Raw genomic sequence first — 14511 nt, forward strand, 5'->3', positions numbered from 1 at the left:
ATGACCGAAACAGCCGCATACACCGCGACCGGCGACACAGCGGCAAAGATCGAAGATTATACCGAGCGTCTGTCGGCAGAGCTGCAGTCGATGCGCCACCGCATCTATCCGCCGGAGGCACGCAAGCAGTTCACGCGCACCTTTTCCACGCTCGATCTCGTCAAGCTGCTCGATGTGCCGGAAAGCACATTGCGGGCTATGACCATCGATGGCAAGGGGCCGCAGCCCTCGCGCGCCGATAATAACCGGCGCATCTATCAGGTCGGACAGCTTGCCGAGCTGCGACAGTTTCTGGCCGACCGCCGCCCGGACGACGCGCTCAGGCTTTGGCCGCGCCGCAGGGGAGGGGAGAAGCTGCAGGTCGTCGCCACCGCCAATTTCAAGGGCGGCAGCTCAAAGACCACGACATCGATCCACCTATCGCATTATCTGGCGCTGCAGGGCTACCGGGTGTTGTGCATCGATCTCGATCCGCAGGCTTCGATGACTTCGATCTTCGGCCTGCAGCCTGAATTCGATGTCGGCGAGAACGAGACCGTCTATGCGGCGCTGCGCTATGATAATGAGCGTCGACCGCTTTCCGATGTCATCCGCGAGAGCTATTTCCCCGGCATCGATCTCATCCCGGGCAATCTGGAACTGATGGATTTCGAGTTCGATACGCCGGCCTATCTCGCCCAGCGCGAGCGCGACGAGCTCGGCCTGTTCTTCGAGCGGCTGAAGAATGCGATCGCGTCGGTCGAGGGTGACTATGATTTCGTGGTGCTCGATACGCCGCCCTCGCTCGGCTATGCGACGCTGGCCGCGCTTTACGCGGCGACCGGCCTGATCGTGACGGTTCACCCGGCGATGCTGGACGTTGCCTCCTGCAACCAGTTCCTGATCATGATTTCCGATCTCGCCGATACGCTCGCCCAGTTCGGTGCCCGGTTCGATCACGATTTCCTGAAATTCCTGATGACCCGGGTCAATCCCAATGACGGGCCGCAGAAATACATGTCGAGCGTGATGCGGCGGCTGTTTGAAAACGATGTGCTGGTCTACGAGGCGATCGAATCGACCGCGATCGCCGGCGCCGGCGTTGCCAAGAAATCACTCTACGAACTGGAAAGCGGCGAGGTCGGTCGCGAGGCCCTGAAGCGCGCGATCGAGAGCGCCGACAATGTGAATGGTGAAATCCTGGCGCTTCTTCGGGCCGTATGGGGCAGGGCATCATGAAGAAGAACATCCTGAAAATGATGGCGGAAGCCAACAGTGAGGAGAAGGGACCGGAACCACCGGTCCCCTCGCCGCTTTCGCGTTCCAGGCGCGGTTCGTCCGTGGTCAGCAATGTCGGCAAGGCGCTGAACACGCTGTCGGAATCGAGCAGCGTCGTGCTCGATCCGGGCAAGATCGACGCCTCGCCCTATCGCGACCGGTTCGAAAGCGATGGCGAGGCGACTGAGGAAATCGAAAGCCTCGCGGCCTCGATCCGTGCCGAAGGGCAGAAAATGCCGGTTCTGGTCCGGCCGCACCCCAAGGCCGAAGGGCGCTATCAGCTCGCCTACGGCCATCGCCGGCTCGCCGCGATCCGGTTGCTCGCCGCCGAGAGCCGGACGCCCGCCGAGGTGACGATCCGCGCCTATGTCCGCCCGCTCGATGACCGGGAATTGCTGGTGGAGCAATCGCTCGAAAACGGCGTGCGCGAGAACCTCACCTGGATCGAGCAGGCGCTGTGGGCGGCGCAGCTGCGCGAGGCGGGTTTTTCCAGCGTCGCGATCGAGCCGGTGCTTGGCCTTTCCAAGACGCCGATCTCGCTGATGCTGAAAGTGGCCAATGCGGTGCCACACGATATCATTTTCGCCATCGGCCGCGCCAAGGGCGTCGGCCGGCCGAAATGGATGGCGCTTGCGGAAACCTGCCTGAAGGGCGGGGGAGAAGAAGCGGTATCCCGCATCCGCTCCATTCTTGAAAGCCAGGCTTTCCAGTCCGCCGATGCCGCGCAGCGCATCGATCTTGCGGTGAAGGCCGCGCGCGGCGGCCAAGACAGGCCTGCGGAGAAGTCCGTGCGCGAACTGGTCAGCAATGGCAGGAGCCTTGGCCGGATCGCTACGGGCGCCTCCGGCACCACGATATCGATCGCAAGGCAGGAATCCGGCTTCGCCGAATGGCTTTCCGAGCGCATGGATGCCCTCGCCGAGGAGTATTTTTCATCAACCACCGGCGCCAATCGCGAAGATTAAAAACAGCGATGGCCCGATGGGCGATAACCGAAACAGCAAAAGGAGAGAAACAGACAAAAGAAAAGGCCCCCAAACGACAAGCGTCCGGAAGCCGATAAGTTCTTAGCACCTACTGATTCGCATTTCCGGCCGTCCCAGTCAAGAGGCTGCAGTTCATTCCGTGGACTGCGGACGGGATTTCTTTTGCCTTTTTGAAAGGTGAACCTATGGACAATGCGATGACAACGACGCCCTTTGGGCGGCGGCCGATGTCGCTCGCGATGCTTTCAAACCAGAAAGTGGCGCGGGAGGCCCCGAAGGGGGCGCGGCTCAACAAGTGGAAACTGTTTCATACCGTGCGGGAAGCACGTACGGCGTTGGGGGCGAGCGATCGCGGCCTTGCGATCCTGAACGCGCTTTTGACCTTTTATCCCGAGAACGAACTCTGCGAGGAGACCGGCTTCGTGGTCTGGCCCTCCAACGAGCAGTTGATCGCGCGCGCCAACGGCATCTCGCCGGCGACGCTGCGCCGTCACCTGGCCGTCCTGGTCGAGTGCGGGTTGATCATCCGGCGCGACAGTCCGAACGGCAAGCGCTTCGCCAGGAAGGGCAGGGGAGGGCAGGTCGAGCAGGCCTATGGCTTCGACCTGTCGCCGCTGGTGGCCAGGGCGGCCGAGTTCGAGGCGATGGCCGCGCGGATCGCCGAGGAGCGCCTGGCGCTGAAATGCGCCCGCGAACGGCTGACATTGCTGCGCCGGGACATCGTCAAGATGATCGAGGCCGGGCTCGATGAGGGCGTTCCGGGCGACTGGGCGAAGATGAGCCGTGTTTACCGCGACATCATTGACCGGCTACCGCGCCTTCCAGACCTGGCGATCGCCGAAGATATTTGCGATGCCCTGGCTCTGCTGCATGAGGAAGTGCGTGAGACATTGGAATTTCACGTAAATTCGCAAAAAATAAACGCCAATGAGTCTCATGCTGAGCGCCACAAACAGAATTCAAACCCAGAATCCCAATCTGAATCTGAATATGGCTTAAGAAATAAATCAGAAGCGAGCGGCAGCGCCGACGAAACCGACAACCTGCACAGCCTGCCGAAGCGGGAATTGCCGCTGGCACTGGTGCTGGATGCCTGCGAGGGCTTTCGGGATCTGGCAAAGGGAGGCTCGATCCGTAACTGGCGGGACTTCCTGGGCATCGCCGAGATCGCCCGGCCAATGCTGGGCGTCAGCCCCAGCGCCTGGCGGGAGGCGGCCGAAATCATGGGCGACAAACAGGCCGCGATCACGTTGGCAGCGATCTACCAGCGCGGCGAGGCCGTCGTCAGCCCCGGCGGCTATCTCCGCAACCTGACGGAACGGGCGAGGGATGGCCAGTTCTCCGTCTGGCCGATGGTCATGGCGCTGCTGAGGGCAAGGATCGAGGCAGGGAATGCCACGCAGACACCGCCTACCGATGACGACGGGACAGGGGAGGACGGCCGTGACGATGGGTTGACCGTTTCTTCCGCTCTCGCCCGCTCCCTGAAGAAGCCGCGATCGTGAACAGGCAACCGTCGCCATCCGACGGCAGCGTCGCTTGTGAAAACGCTGTTGACGAACTATATATGACTACAGTGGTTACGAAGTAGGATTACGATAATGAGGGAAATTCAACTCAGAGATGCGAAGGCGACGTTTTCTGCTGTTGTCGATCAGGCCGTGCACGGCACGCCGTCGGTGATCACGCGGCGCGGTCGCAAGGAAGTGGTCGTCTTGTCCTATGAGGAATACGAAAAACTCGCGCATGTGCCCAGTTTCGGCCGGCTTCTGGCTGCCTATCCAGGCGAGGACAATACGATTGCCGAGCGCAGTGATAAACCCGGACGCGATGTCGCGTTTTGATGTATCTCGTCGATACCAATGTCATTTCGGCACTTGCGCCGTCGAAACGCGGAGGCGACGTGGCGCTGATCGGGTGGCTTGACAGGGCAAGCGATGCGCTTTTCTTGTCCACGGTGACGGCTGCCGAGGTGCGCGCCGGGATTGCCAAGGCGGAACGGGAACGATCGACGACGAAGGCAGAGCGCTTGCAGGCGTGGTGGCAGAGCATCGAATATCTATATGGCGAGAAAATTCTGCCATTCGATCTTTGCTGCGCCCATGCCGCAGGCGAGATTCTCGATGCCGCCCGCGCCCATCAGCCGGGCTTTGCCGATATCGCCATCGCCGCGACTGCAAAGGCCCATGGGTTGACGATCCTGACCCGCAATCTCCGCCATTTCGCACCGCTTGGCGTTCCGGTGCATGATCCGTTTCAGTCGCTGCCGGGTTGAAATACCTTTGTTGGAGGAGCGAGCAAAAGGCGACCATCTTCCAGGCCGATGCGCGTAAACCAGCGGTTTCTGATTGATGGCCCAAGCGCACTCGACCACGGTCGGCCAAGCAGTGAAATCAACGCGCCTATGGCGTGAAGCTCCCAAGCCTCAATAGGTTCGGATTGCCGCTTACAATGGATTTGATTTCGCTGTGGGACTCTTGACGGAGTAGAGTGCTCTACAGCCCCGCCGCCTTTGTGAGATTGACGCGGAACCGGTCACGCCTGCGCTGATAGCGCCTTGTCATTTCGGCGGAGGCATGGCCGAGCTGTTTCTGGATGTAGCGCTCGTCGACTTCGGCCGAGGAGGCGAGGCCCGCTCTCAAGGAGTGACCGGAGAACAGTTTTATCCGTTCGGCCTCGGGCAACTCGCCGCGAATGCCGGCGGCAAGAACGGTCTTCTTGATGAGGCGGGCAATCTCCTGGTCCTTCAGCCGTTCGGAACCGACGGCCTTGCCCTTGTCGGTGACCCGGCGAAACAGCGGGCCATGGCCGATCCTGCCGAGCTTCAGCCAGGTTTCCACGGCATGGACAGGGCAGGTGAGATCGGAGGAGCCGCGGCCGATCTCCACCTCGCGCCAGCCGGTCTTGCCGCGCAGCGTCACCAGCAGCCCCTTGTCGAGGATTTCGATCCAGCCGTTTCCGTCCTCGGTCTGGTCGCGGCCGCAATCGAGCGCGACGATCTCCGAGCGGCGCAACCCGCCGGCAAACCCCATCAGCAGCATGGCGCGATCGCGCAGGCCTCTGAGCGTGCCCCGGTCGAGCGTTTCGACCATGGCGATCAGCTCCTCGGGCAGGATCGCCTCCTTCTGGCGCGGGGGGGCGGCATGGCGATTGCGGATGCCGGCGAGCACGGTGGCGATATGCCGGTCGCGGCGATCGAGCGTGAGGCCGCGCTGCGCATAGTTCCACGCGATCGCCGACAGCCGCCGCTCGATGGTGGAAACCGCGCTCGGCTTTGCCCGCGGGGCCGCTTCCCCGGAGGCGAGGGCCGTGATGTAGAGACCGACGGTCTGCGGATCGGGCGGCAGGGTCGCAAGCTCCTTGCGCCGGCACCAGCTTGAAAAATGCGCCCAGTCGGCGGCATAGGCGCGCCTTGTATTGGCCGCGCTCGCGGCGTCGACGTAACCGCGGGCGCGTTCGACCAGCGGCGCGAGATGGCCCGTCAACGCGCCCGACGGCTGCAATTCATAAGCGGCGCTCGTGCCGAGAGACGGGCTGGCGTGCGGATCGACGTCGTTTTCGGGCATTGAGGGCCTCAAAATGGGGTTTTTCTCTATAATGAGCATTATGAACGATAATGCAAGATTATCAATCATAATAGCAAAAAGACAAGCTGTGCGCTTTATGTCGATTATGCTGGCATTAACTGCTCGTTTCGGTTAGCGTTGGCGCCATGGATTCGTACGCCGCGCCACCCGCCAGAACCGCCGCGACCACCGCGCCTTTGCCAGCTTGGACCCGCCCGCGCGGGCCCCAATTGAGCGAAGCCGATGCCGCCTTCTCGGCCGGTATCGCTCTGAAATCCCTTGATGATCTCGTTCGCTCCGAACCCGTCTGGGCCGGCTGCTGGCGCGAACGGCAGGCGCTGAAATGCGCCGCCGCCGCCGTCCGCCTGACCGGCCGGGGCGAGGACGAGGCGGCGCTGCGCGATGCCGTCCTGCTCACCGCCGCCGGCGACGATCCGGGCCCCGCCGGAACGATGTTTCTGGCCTACAAAAGGCTCGTCGCCCGAAAACCCGGCTTTTCTGTGAAACAGGTCGAAGAACTTGCCGACCTCATGGGGATCGCTTGGAATGATGATCTCGCGTCGATCCTAGAGCTGGCGGAAGCCGCGCTCCAGTCCGGTCGCGCCGTTCCCTTCGTGGTCGCCGACCTTGTGACCGCAATCCTCGCCGCCCGTCCGGACGCCGAACCTTTGGCCTGGGCGATGGCCGACATGCTGATCGCAACCCTGTTGAAGTGGAACCGGCCCGTACCTTTGATGATAGCGGAGCGTTACGGCCCTGCGTTTCGGACCATTGGGGGTAGGGGGCGTGTGCGGCCAGGCGAACCGGCTTTTGCCCGCGCGGTCTGTCTGGCGCTTGCCGACGGGGCCGGGGCCGCATTGCGGACGGCGGGTGCGATCGCGCGCCGGGCCGACATTCTTGTGGCCGTCGCCCTCAAGGTGCGGACGAAGGGGGCCGGCCCGGTCATTCAGACGCTCTTGGAGGAGGACGCCATGCCGGCTTCAGCGCCCGGCAGCAAGCTTTCCCGCTGGGCCGCAACCCGCCTGTTCGAACGGCTCGAAGGTTTCGGCGCCGTGCGCGAATTGTCGGGCCGTTCCTCCTTTCGGATTTTTGGATTGTGACGATGGCCGGAGCAGCGGAGAACAGGCCATCCCGCCGCAGGAAAGCGAATGCCGCAGATCAAAAGGCGGGAGGCGAACGCCTCTTTGATCGGGAGCTCGAGGCCTTGCCGCCCGAACTGCGCTGGCGCGAATGGATGCTGCGGGTCGAGGCGGTGATCTTCGCCGCCGCCGAGCCGGTCACCCGCGAGACGCTTTCCCGCGTCGTCGGCAAGGCCTGCAGCATCGATCTTCTGATCGACGATCTTCGTGAAGAACTCACCGGTCGGCCCTACGAGATCGTCGCGGTCGCCGGCGGCTGGCAGCACCGCAGCCGCCCCGCCTATGCCGACGCGATCCGCGCCTCTGCGGCGCCCACAAGGGGCGGGGTGTCAGCCCTTTCCGAATTCGAGTCCATGGTGCTGATGGCCGTCGGCTACTTCCAGCCCATCACCCGCGCCGAACTGTCAAAAATCTTCGGCAAGGAGGTCAGCCGCGACACCATCGGCGCGCTCCGAAGCGCCACCCTCATCGCCTCCGGCCCCCGCAGCCCGACACCCGGCGCGCCCTACACTTACGTCACGACGAAGCATTTCCTCTCCGCCTTCGGCATGGAAACGCTCCGCGACCTGCCCGATATCGAGGCGCTCGAGGATGCCGGGTTGCTGAGCCGCAAGGCCGTGCAGGAGGAGGCGATGGCGGCCGTGGGCGAGGGCGAGGAGGAGTGAGGCTGTTGCCGCATGGCGCGCGGAGGATTCAATGACCAGCTCCTGCGATGTTAGCGGCAAGCATGGTTGTTGGTGTGGTGGCCCTGCGTATGAAAGGCAGCCGATTGGGCGGTCTACCCTGCGTTCTAACTTGCGCGGATCACCCAGGTAGAAGGATGAATGCCGTCATCGGCACAAAGGGCCCGACCTCTTCTGGGCCTACAAATAGTTCATCGGCACGGCGGTGGTGTATTTCAACTCCTCCATACCGGTAAACGAAGAGATGTCGGTGAAATCGAGGCGGGCGATCAGCTGTTTGTAGACCGCGTCGTAGACCTCGACATCCGGCACCACCAGCCTCAGCAGATAATCCATTTCTCCGGTCAGGCGATAGGCCTCGACGATTTCGGGTATGTCGCTGATCGCGCGCCGAAAGCTCTCGAGCCAGTCCATGGAATGGCGCGAGGTGCGCACGGCGACAAAGACCGTCATGCCGACATTGGCCTTCCGGCGGTCGACGATTGCCACCTTGCGCGCAATCAGACCCGTTTCCTCGAGATTTTTGATACGCCGCCAGCATGCCGATACCGATAGCCCGACGGTGTCGGCGATATCGGTGACCGGCATATCGGCATTCTGCTGAAGAAGTTCGACGATCTTGCGGTCGCGATGATCAAGCATGGGAAACCAATCGCGTGGAATTATCTCTGAATAAAAAATAATCGCATAATATAAGGTTAATGCAAGAAATTATGGCAGGCTTCGGCCGTTTTCCTGCGATCTTCGATCTCATTTTGCAGCGCAACTGAGCTATCTTGCTTTAAAAGCATGAGGAGCAAGACCTTGAAAAAGACAATAGGCATGATCGGCGGCATGAGCTGGGAGTCGACCGCAGTTTACTATAAGGAGATCAATGAACTTGTGCGAAAGCGATTTGGCGGCCTGGTCTCGGCCGACATTCTCATGCGCTCGGTGGATTTCTCTGAAATCGTGGCCTGGCAGAAGGCTGGTCAATGGGACAAGGCGAGCGCCTATCTCGGGCAGGTCGGTCGGAATCTTCAGCGCGGCGGCGCGGATTGCGTACTGATCTGCACAAATACGATGCACATGATCGCAAATGAGGTTTCGGCGCAGTTCGATATCCCGCTCATCCACATCGTTGATGTGACCGGGCGGTCCTTGAAGGCGGTCGGCATGAAACGCCCGCTGCTGCTCGCAACCCGCTATACAATGGAGCAGGGGTTTTATCGGGATCGCCTTGAATCAGAGCATGGAATTTCAGCCATGGTGCCGGACGCAGCCGACCGGCAGGCCGTACACGATATCATCTTTGATGAGCTTTGCTGCGGCATCGTGCAGGATGCGTCGCGGGAGGTTTATCGCGGCGCGATCGAGAAGGCAAAAGCTGCCGGCTGCGACAGCGTTATTCTGGGGTGCACGGAGATCGGGTTGCTGATCGGGCCTGCCGATACCGATCTTCCCGTGTTCGACTCGACGAAGCTTCACGCGGCCGCGGCCGTCGATTTCGCCTGCGCGGAAGACCAGGACCGATTGCGGGAACCGGCCTGACGGCTAAATGCCGATGGCATGTAAATTGCTTGATCCATCCGTCAGATAGGGTGCTGAACAAGCATCTTATTTGGTAAAAGTTTCCAAAGAACGGAGGCGCCGCGCAAACCGCTTTCTCATTTCAGGGGGCAAAGACTGCTAGCTGCTATCGACATCGCATCACAGCAAGACAGGTGTCACTTGACCAACGATCTTTCACGAAAAAACAAAAGAAAGACCACAGAGGAGAACGACATGAATGGACTTAGAAAATCGGTACTGGCGCTTTCCGCCGGCATAGCGGCATCGGCGCTTGCGACGGGATTTTCGTTTGCCGCAGACGGTGATCCGATCAAGGTGGGCTATCAACTGCCGCTGACGGGCTCTACCGCGCAATACGGCAAGGATTTCCAGACGGCTGCCGAAATCGCGCTGGAAAAATTCAATGCGTCCGGCGAACTGCCGGTCCCGGTGGAAATCATCTATGAAGACTCGCGTTCGGATGCCAAGGAAGGCGTCACGATCGCACGCAAATTCGCCGACAATGACGAAATCGTCGCGGTGCTGGGCGATTTCACCTCGGGCGTCTCGATGGCCTCCGCCCAGGTCTATCAGCGCGAAGGCATGCCGCAGCTTTCCCAGACGGCATCGCATCCCGATTATACGAAGATCTCGCCCTATCAGTTTCGCAACATCACCACCCAGGCCCAGGAAGGTCCCTTCAACGCCGACTGGATGAATGAAGAAGGCTACAAGAAGATCGCCGTCATTTCCGAGCAGACGGACTGGGGTCAGACCGTGGTCGACAACTTCGCCGAAGAGGTGAAGGCGAATGGCGGCGAGATCGTCTTCTCGGAATATTTCAATCGCGGCCTGCCGGATTTCCGCTCGATCATCACCAAGATCGAGCGCGCCGAGCCGGACGCGATCTATACCGGCTTCTTCTATGAGGACGGCGCCAATTTCCTCAAGCAGGCCAAGCAGCTCGGCCTCGACATCCCGATCTTCTCCACCTCTGCGGCCTATAGCCCTCAGCTGATCGAGCTTGCGGGCACCGATGCCGACGGACTTCACCTAACGGCGACCTTCATGCCGAACGACGACCGCCCGGAAGTGCAGGAATTCGTGGCCGCCTGGGAAGAAGAGCGCGGCGACCTGCCGGGCCAGTTCCCCGCCCAGGCCTATGACGCCGTCAACATCATGCTCGACGCGATCGTCAGGGCCTATCCCGACGTCACCCGCGACAGCGTGCGCGATGCGCTTGCCGGAACCACCGATTTTCCGGGCGTGACGGGCGTGACGACCTTCGGCTCGGATCGCGAGCCGCAGAAGGAACTCACCAAGGCCGTTGTCGAAGGCGGTGAATTCACCCCGGTCTCCAACTGAGATCGATGGCGCCCGGCGGTCGCTTGATCTGCCGGGCTCTCCCGCTTTTCCGGAAACGCGCTATACTTGCGTCCCCTGGTGCGCCCGGCCAGAACCGGGCCGGCCACTCATGCGGAGTTACGCACCTTGCTTGATCCCTATTATCTGCAGCAATTGCTCATCGGCCTTTCGCTCGGCGTGACCTACGCCCTGATGGCGATCGGGTTCACCCTGATCTTCGGCGTTCTGAACGTCGTCAACTTTGCCCATGGCGAGGTCTATACAATAGGCGCTTTCGCCGGGCTCCTCGCAATCACGGCGTTCGCGCCGCCGCTGCTCATTGTCCTGTTCATCGCGCTGGCGATCGGCGCGCTCGCCGGTTTCGGGCTTGAGCGGATAGCGTTTCGTCCGTTCCGGCGGTTTTCGGATGAAGCGTCGCTGAAATCCCGCGCCATGCGCGAGGCGACGCTGATGTCGTCGCTTGCGGTTTCGATCGTGGTGCGCGAAGCGCTTGAGCTGATCTTCGGATCGCAGATGCAGGCCGTGCCTTTCGATTACATGATCAACAAGCCGATCCAGCTCGGCGCGGTGACGATTTCCAACGGCGACATCATCATTCTGGTGGTCGCCATCATCATGCTGGGCGGTCTGCAATATGTCCTGAAGCGCACCCGGATCGGCCTTGCCATTCGCGCCGTGTCCAACAATGCGCTCGGCGCGAAATATGTCGGCATCAACACCGACATGACGATCGTGTCGACCTTTGTCGTCGGTTCGATGATGGGGGCCGCCGCCGGCCTGCTTGTCGGGCTCTATTACGGCGCGATCTTCCCGGCCATGGGGTTCGTGCCCGGCATCAAGGCGTTCGTGGCTATGATCATGGGCGGTCTGACATCGATCCCCGGGGCGGTGATCTGCGCCCTGCTTCTCGGTCTTTCCGAAGGCCTGGCCACGACTTTCATCTCATCCAACTGGTCGGATATGGTGGCCTATGGCTTCCTGATCGTCACCCTCATCTTCTTCCCGCGCGGCCTGTTCGGCGCAAGGAGGGAACGTGTTTAAGCTCCCGTCCTCCCGCCTTTTGTCCGTCGGTCTGCCGCTCTTGCTGCTGTTCATCATCGTGCCGGCGGCTCTTTACGGCTTCGATCGCGGCTATTTCTATCAGATCGCAAGCCTTGTCCTGATCTTCGTTCTGCTGTCGGCGTCGCTCAACATGGTCTCCGGCACCTCCGGCCTGCTGCATCTCGGCCATGCCGCCTTCTACGGCGTTGGCGCCTATACCGCCGCCCTGCTTGGCGCCGATTACGGTATCGGTTTCACGCTGGGGCTGCCGCTCGCCGGACTTGTCGCCGCGCTCATCGCCTTTCTGGTGGCGCTGCCGACCATGCGGCTGGTGTCGATCTATTTCGCCGTGGCAACGCTCGCGATCGGGCAGATGCTCTATCTCATCATGCTGAACTGGGTCGGCTTTACCAAGGGGCCGAACGGCGTCATGCTGTTTGACGGCATGAGCGTGTTCGGCTTCTCCATCACCTCCGACACGGGGATTTATTTCGTCGTCGCCGTTGTCGTGACAGTTTCGATCTTCCTTATCCACCGCATCAGCCACTCCTATTACGGCAATGGGCTGAGAGCGCTGCGCGAGGACGACCAGTGCACCGATGCGATGGGCGTGAACACCGTCCGGCTGAAGATCGAAGTGTTTACGCTTTCGGCCTTCTTCGCGGGTCTCGCTGGCGCACTGTGGGCCTACACGACGGGCTATATTTCGCCAAAGGACTTCGATTTCTCGGTCTCGATCCAGATTCTGGCGATGGTGGTTGTCGGCGGGCTCGGCTCGCTGCCGGGGGCGATCATTGGCGCGGCGCTGCTGATCCTGTTGCCGGAGGTGCTGCGCGATGTCGGCGACTTCCGCAACATCGCGGTCGGCCTCGTCATGTTCCTGGCCATCCTGTTTCTGCCCAAGGGCCTCTTCGGCGAAGTGCCCGCTCTCTCCCTGATCCGCCGCCAGTTTGGCGACCGCTGGGCCGCGGCCCCGGGCGACAAGAAGGTGGGCTGGCGATGAACGTGCTCGAAATCCAGAACCTCTCGCGCCATTTCGGCGGGCTGAAGGCGGTTGACGACATCACCACCCATGTCGGCGAAGGCGAACTTGTCGGCCTGATCGGCCCGAACGGCGCCGGCAAGACGACGCTGTTCAACCTGATTTCCGGTTTCACGCCGGTGTCGGGCGGAAAGGTCCGGTTCAAGGGCGAGGACATTACCGGCCAGAAGCCCTTTGCGATCGCCAAGCGCGGCATGTCGCGCACCTTCCAGAATTTGCGCATCTTTCCCAACATGACCGTGTTCGACAACGTCTCCGTCGGCGCGCTGGGGGCGACCGGCATGAATTTCTTTCAGTCGATTGCAGGCGGTAGAAAGCGTGCCGAGACCATCTCGGAGGCAAGCTGGAAGGCGCTGGAGATGACGGGCCTGACCGAGGTTGCCGACGATCTTGCCGCCAACCTCTCCTATGGCCGCCGCAAATATCTGGAAATCGCCCGCGCGCTGGCGATGGATCCGCAATTCCTGATCCTCGATGAGCCGGCGGCGGGCCTGAACGACACGGAAACGGCGGAGCTCGCGACCTTTGTCAAACAGCTCAACGCTGACGGCCTGCCGATCATGCTGGTCGAGCATGACATGAACCTGGTGATGAGCATCTGCGAAAGGGTCGTCGTCATCGCGTCGGGCCGCAAGATCGCGGATGATGTGCCCTCCGTGGTTCGCAATGATCCCGTTGTTCTGGAAGCTTACCTTGGAGGCGACGAATGAGCGCGGTACTCGAAGTCGAAAACCTCACCGTTTCCATGGGCGTCCAGCAGATCCTCCATGGCGTCTCGCTGAGCGTCGAGGAGAAAGGCATTTACGGCGTGCTGGGCTCCAACGGGGTTGGCAAGACCACGCTGATGCGCGCCATTTCCGGCATCTACAAGCCGGATGGCGGCACGATCCGCTTCAAGGGCGAGGTGGTCAGCGGATTGCCCAGCCACGCCATCGTCAAGGCAGGCATTTCCCAGGCCCCGGAAGGCCGCCAGATTTTCTCCAACATGACGGTGCGGGAAAACCTGCTGATCGGCGGTGGCCGGCACGGACTTTCCGAACTCGATCATGTCGCCAGCCTGTTTCCGATCCTGAAGGAGCGCATCAACCAGGAGGCCGGGTCGCTTTCCGGCGGTGAACAGCAGATGCTCTGCATCGGCCGGGCCCTGATGGGAAAACCGGAAATCCTGCTTCTGGACGAGCCCTCGCTCGGCCTCGCGCCGAAAATCGTCAAGGCGATCTTTGATCTCATCGAGAGAATCCGCAGCGAAGGCCTGTCGATCCTGATCGTCGAGCAGAACGCCAAGTCGGTTCTGCGGATCACGGATCAGGCCGCCGTCATGGAAGGCGGCAAGATCGTGCTGCAGGGAGACGCAAAGGCGCTTGCCGCCGATCCACGCGTCGCGGAAGCCTATCTCGGAGGTCACGCGCATGTCTGAGCAGCGCCGTATCCCGATCATCGAGCAGCGCCGCATCGAGGCCAATGTTCTGGCAAGCGTCTACCAGGAGCTGAAGGCGCGCCGGGGCGAGGGCGAGGCGCGTTCCGTGATTGGCGATGCGGTGACGCGGGCGGCGATCCGGCAGGGCGAAAGCTTTGCTGGCGAACTCGACCACCCTGCGGATTTCGCTGATTTTTCCGCGATCCTTCCCAACTGGACGGCTGGCGGCGCGCTGGAAATGACTGTGCTGGAGGCGGGGCCGGAAACACTCTCCTTCAACGTCACCCGCTGCCGGTATGCGGAAATGTATCGGGCAATGGGGCTCGGCGATATCGGCGATCTCCTGTCGTGTAATCGCGACGGCGCGTTTTGCGAGGGCTTCAATCCGAAAATGAAGCTCAGACGCACCCAGACGATCATGTCCGGCGCAAGCCACTGCGATTTTCGCTACTCAATGGAAGATGAGGCGGCGCAATGACGCCGGC

At 61.5% G+C, this 14511-nt stretch carries 16 protein-coding genes; 14 read left to right on the forward strand and 2 right to left on the reverse strand.

Features of this window, described 5'->3' with window-relative positions; all coding sequences use genetic code 11:
• The 5 genes from repA to Mame_RS21780 all read left to right on the forward strand — a co-directional run bounded on the left by repA (window position 1) and on the right by Mame_RS21780 (window position 4518).
• The gene (repA, locus tag Mame_RS21760) at window positions 1-1218 is read left to right on the forward strand and encodes a plasmid partitioning protein RepA (protein WP_018067777.1); all 1218 of its coding nucleotides are present in this window, start codon (window positions 1-3) and stop codon (window positions 1216-1218) included.
• Window positions 1215-2222 carry a plasmid partitioning protein RepB gene (gene repB, locus Mame_RS21765; RefSeq protein ID WP_026173991.1) on the forward strand — a complete coding sequence of 336 codons (1008 nt, stop codon included), beginning with the start codon at window positions 1215-1217 and terminating at the stop codon, window positions 2220-2222. Before repA ends, repB begins: the two co-directional genes overlap by 4 nt.
• Before the next feature lie 206 nt (window positions 2223-2428).
• Window positions 2429-3748, forward strand: a complete 1320-nt coding sequence (gene repC, locus Mame_RS21770; protein ID WP_018067137.1) for a plasmid replication protein RepC — start codon at window positions 2429-2431, stop codon at window positions 3746-3748.
• Between the two features lie 96 nt (window positions 3749-3844).
• A complete protein-coding gene (locus Mame_RS21775) occupies window positions 3845-4087 on the forward strand; it encodes a type II toxin-antitoxin system Phd/YefM family antitoxin (RefSeq protein ID WP_018067886.1) in 243 nt (80 codons plus the stop codon).
• Window positions 4087-4518, forward strand: a complete 432-nt coding sequence (locus Mame_RS21780; protein ID WP_018067887.1) for a type II toxin-antitoxin system VapC family toxin — start codon at window positions 4087-4089, stop codon at window positions 4516-4518. The genes Mame_RS21775 and Mame_RS21780 overlap by 1 nt, the downstream gene beginning before the upstream one ends.
• 220 nt (window positions 4519-4738) lie before the next feature.
• On the opposite strand, the gene Mame_RS21785 is transcribed toward Mame_RS21780, so the two are convergent.
• Window positions 4739-5809, reverse strand: coding sequence for a site-specific integrase (locus tag Mame_RS21785; protein ID WP_018067752.1), 1071 nt, complete (start codon window positions 5807-5809; stop codon window positions 4739-4741).
• Between the two features lie 146 nt (window positions 5810-5955).
• Between Mame_RS21785 and Mame_RS21790 the strand changes: the two genes are divergently transcribed.
• Together Mame_RS21790 and scpB are read left to right on the forward strand one after the other, a co-directional pair.
• Window positions 5956-6909 carry a DUF1403 family protein gene (locus tag Mame_RS21790; protein ID WP_026173983.1) on the forward strand — a complete coding sequence of 318 codons (954 nt, stop codon included), beginning with the start codon at window positions 5956-5958 and terminating at the stop codon, window positions 6907-6909.
• Between the two features lie 2 nt (window positions 6910-6911).
• A complete protein-coding gene (gene scpB, locus Mame_RS21795; protein WP_079921015.1) occupies window positions 6912-7613 on the forward strand; it encodes an SMC-Scp complex subunit ScpB in 702 nt (233 codons plus the stop codon).
• A 198-nt stretch (window positions 7614-7811) separates the two neighbouring features.
• Here the strand turns inward: scpB and Mame_RS21800 are convergent, their stop codons facing one another.
• Window positions 7812-8273: an Lrp/AsnC family transcriptional regulator gene (locus Mame_RS21800; protein ID WP_018066989.1), complete on the reverse strand. Its 462-nt coding sequence runs from the start codon at window positions 8271-8273 to the stop codon at window positions 7812-7814.
• A 180-nt stretch (window positions 8274-8453) separates the two neighbouring features.
• Between Mame_RS21800 and Mame_RS21805 the strand changes: the two genes are divergently transcribed.
• From Mame_RS21805 to Mame_RS21835, 7 genes are all read left to right on the forward strand, one after another.
• On the forward strand, window positions 8454-9161 hold the full coding sequence (locus tag Mame_RS21805; RefSeq protein ID WP_018066990.1) for an aspartate/glutamate racemase family protein: 708 nt from the start codon (window positions 8454-8456) through the stop codon (window positions 9159-9161).
• Window positions 9162-9395: 234 nt separating this feature from the next.
• Window positions 9396-10526 (forward strand): ABC transporter substrate-binding protein, encoded by a 1131-nt coding sequence (locus Mame_RS21810; protein ID WP_018066991.1) that lies wholly within the window; start codon window positions 9396-9398, stop codon window positions 10524-10526.
• A gap of 126 nt (window positions 10527-10652) precedes the next feature.
• Complete coding sequence (locus Mame_RS21815; protein WP_018066992.1) at window positions 10653-11567, forward strand: branched-chain amino acid ABC transporter permease; 915 nt, start codon at window positions 10653-10655, stop codon at window positions 11565-11567.
• Complete coding sequence (locus Mame_RS21820; RefSeq protein ID WP_155122252.1) at window positions 11560-12570, forward strand: branched-chain amino acid ABC transporter permease; 1011 nt, start codon at window positions 11560-11562, stop codon at window positions 12568-12570. The genes Mame_RS21815 and Mame_RS21820 overlap by 8 nt, the downstream gene beginning before the upstream one ends.
• Complete coding sequence (locus Mame_RS21825; RefSeq protein WP_018066994.1) at window positions 12567-13319, forward strand: ABC transporter ATP-binding protein; 753 nt, start codon at window positions 12567-12569, stop codon at window positions 13317-13319. Before Mame_RS21820 ends, Mame_RS21825 begins: the two co-directional genes overlap by 4 nt.
• Entirely contained in the window at window positions 13316-14026 is a 711-nt protein-coding gene (locus tag Mame_RS21830; RefSeq protein WP_018066995.1) for an ABC transporter ATP-binding protein, read from the forward strand. Before Mame_RS21825 ends, Mame_RS21830 begins: the two co-directional genes overlap by 4 nt.
• A complete protein-coding gene (locus tag Mame_RS21835; protein ID WP_018066996.1) occupies window positions 14019-14504 on the forward strand; it encodes an L-2-amino-thiazoline-4-carboxylic acid hydrolase in 486 nt (161 codons plus the stop codon). Before Mame_RS21830 ends, Mame_RS21835 begins: the two co-directional genes overlap by 8 nt.
• Window positions 14505-14511: the final 7 nt, after the last annotated feature.

Source organism: Martelella mediterranea DSM 17316 (assembly GCF_002043005.1).
Classification (GTDB): Bacteria; Pseudomonadota; Alphaproteobacteria; order Rhizobiales; family Rhizobiaceae; genus Martelella; species Martelella mediterranea.

What these genes read in the sequence shown, in the direction of transcription:
- repA (WP_018067777.1), top strand. Translation starts at nt 1, where the DNA reads ATGACCGAAACAGCCGCATACACCGCGACCGGCGACACAGCGGCAAAG.
- repB (WP_026173991.1), top strand. Translation starts at nt 1,215, where the DNA reads ATGAAGAAGAACATCCTGAAAATGATGGCGGAAGCCAACAGTGAGGAG.
- repC (WP_018067137.1), top strand. Translation starts at nt 2,429, where the DNA reads ATGGACAATGCGATGACAACGACGCCCTTTGGGCGGCGGCCGATGTCG.
- Mame_RS21775 (WP_018067886.1), top strand. Translation starts at nt 3,845, where the DNA reads ATGAGGGAAATTCAACTCAGAGATGCGAAGGCGACGTTTTCTGCTGTT.
- Mame_RS21780 (WP_018067887.1), top strand. Translation starts at nt 4,087, where the DNA reads ATGTATCTCGTCGATACCAATGTCATTTCGGCACTTGCGCCGTCGAAA.
- Mame_RS21785 (WP_018067752.1), bottom strand. Translation starts at nt 5,809, where the DNA reads ATGCCCGAAAACGACGTCGATCCGCACGCCAGCCCGTCTCTCGGCACG.
- Mame_RS21790 (WP_026173983.1), top strand. Translation starts at nt 5,956, where the DNA reads ATGGATTCGTACGCCGCGCCACCCGCCAGAACCGCCGCGACCACCGCG.
- scpB (WP_079921015.1), top strand. Translation starts at nt 6,912, where the DNA reads ATGGCCGGAGCAGCGGAGAACAGGCCATCCCGCCGCAGGAAAGCGAAT.
- Mame_RS21800 (WP_018066989.1), bottom strand. Translation starts at nt 8,273, where the DNA reads ATGCTTGATCATCGCGACCGCAAGATCGTCGAACTTCTTCAGCAGAAT.
- Mame_RS21805 (WP_018066990.1), top strand. Translation starts at nt 8,454, where the DNA reads ATGATCGGCGGCATGAGCTGGGAGTCGACCGCAGTTTACTATAAGGAG.
- Mame_RS21810 (WP_018066991.1), top strand. Translation starts at nt 9,396, where the DNA reads ATGAATGGACTTAGAAAATCGGTACTGGCGCTTTCCGCCGGCATAGCG.
- Mame_RS21825 (WP_018066994.1), top strand. Translation starts at nt 12,567, where the DNA reads ATGAACGTGCTCGAAATCCAGAACCTCTCGCGCCATTTCGGCGGGCTG.
- Mame_RS21830 (WP_018066995.1), top strand. Translation starts at nt 13,316, where the DNA reads ATGAGCGCGGTACTCGAAGTCGAAAACCTCACCGTTTCCATGGGCGTC.
- Mame_RS21835 (WP_018066996.1), top strand. Translation starts at nt 14,019, where the DNA reads ATGTCTGAGCAGCGCCGTATCCCGATCATCGAGCAGCGCCGCATCGAG.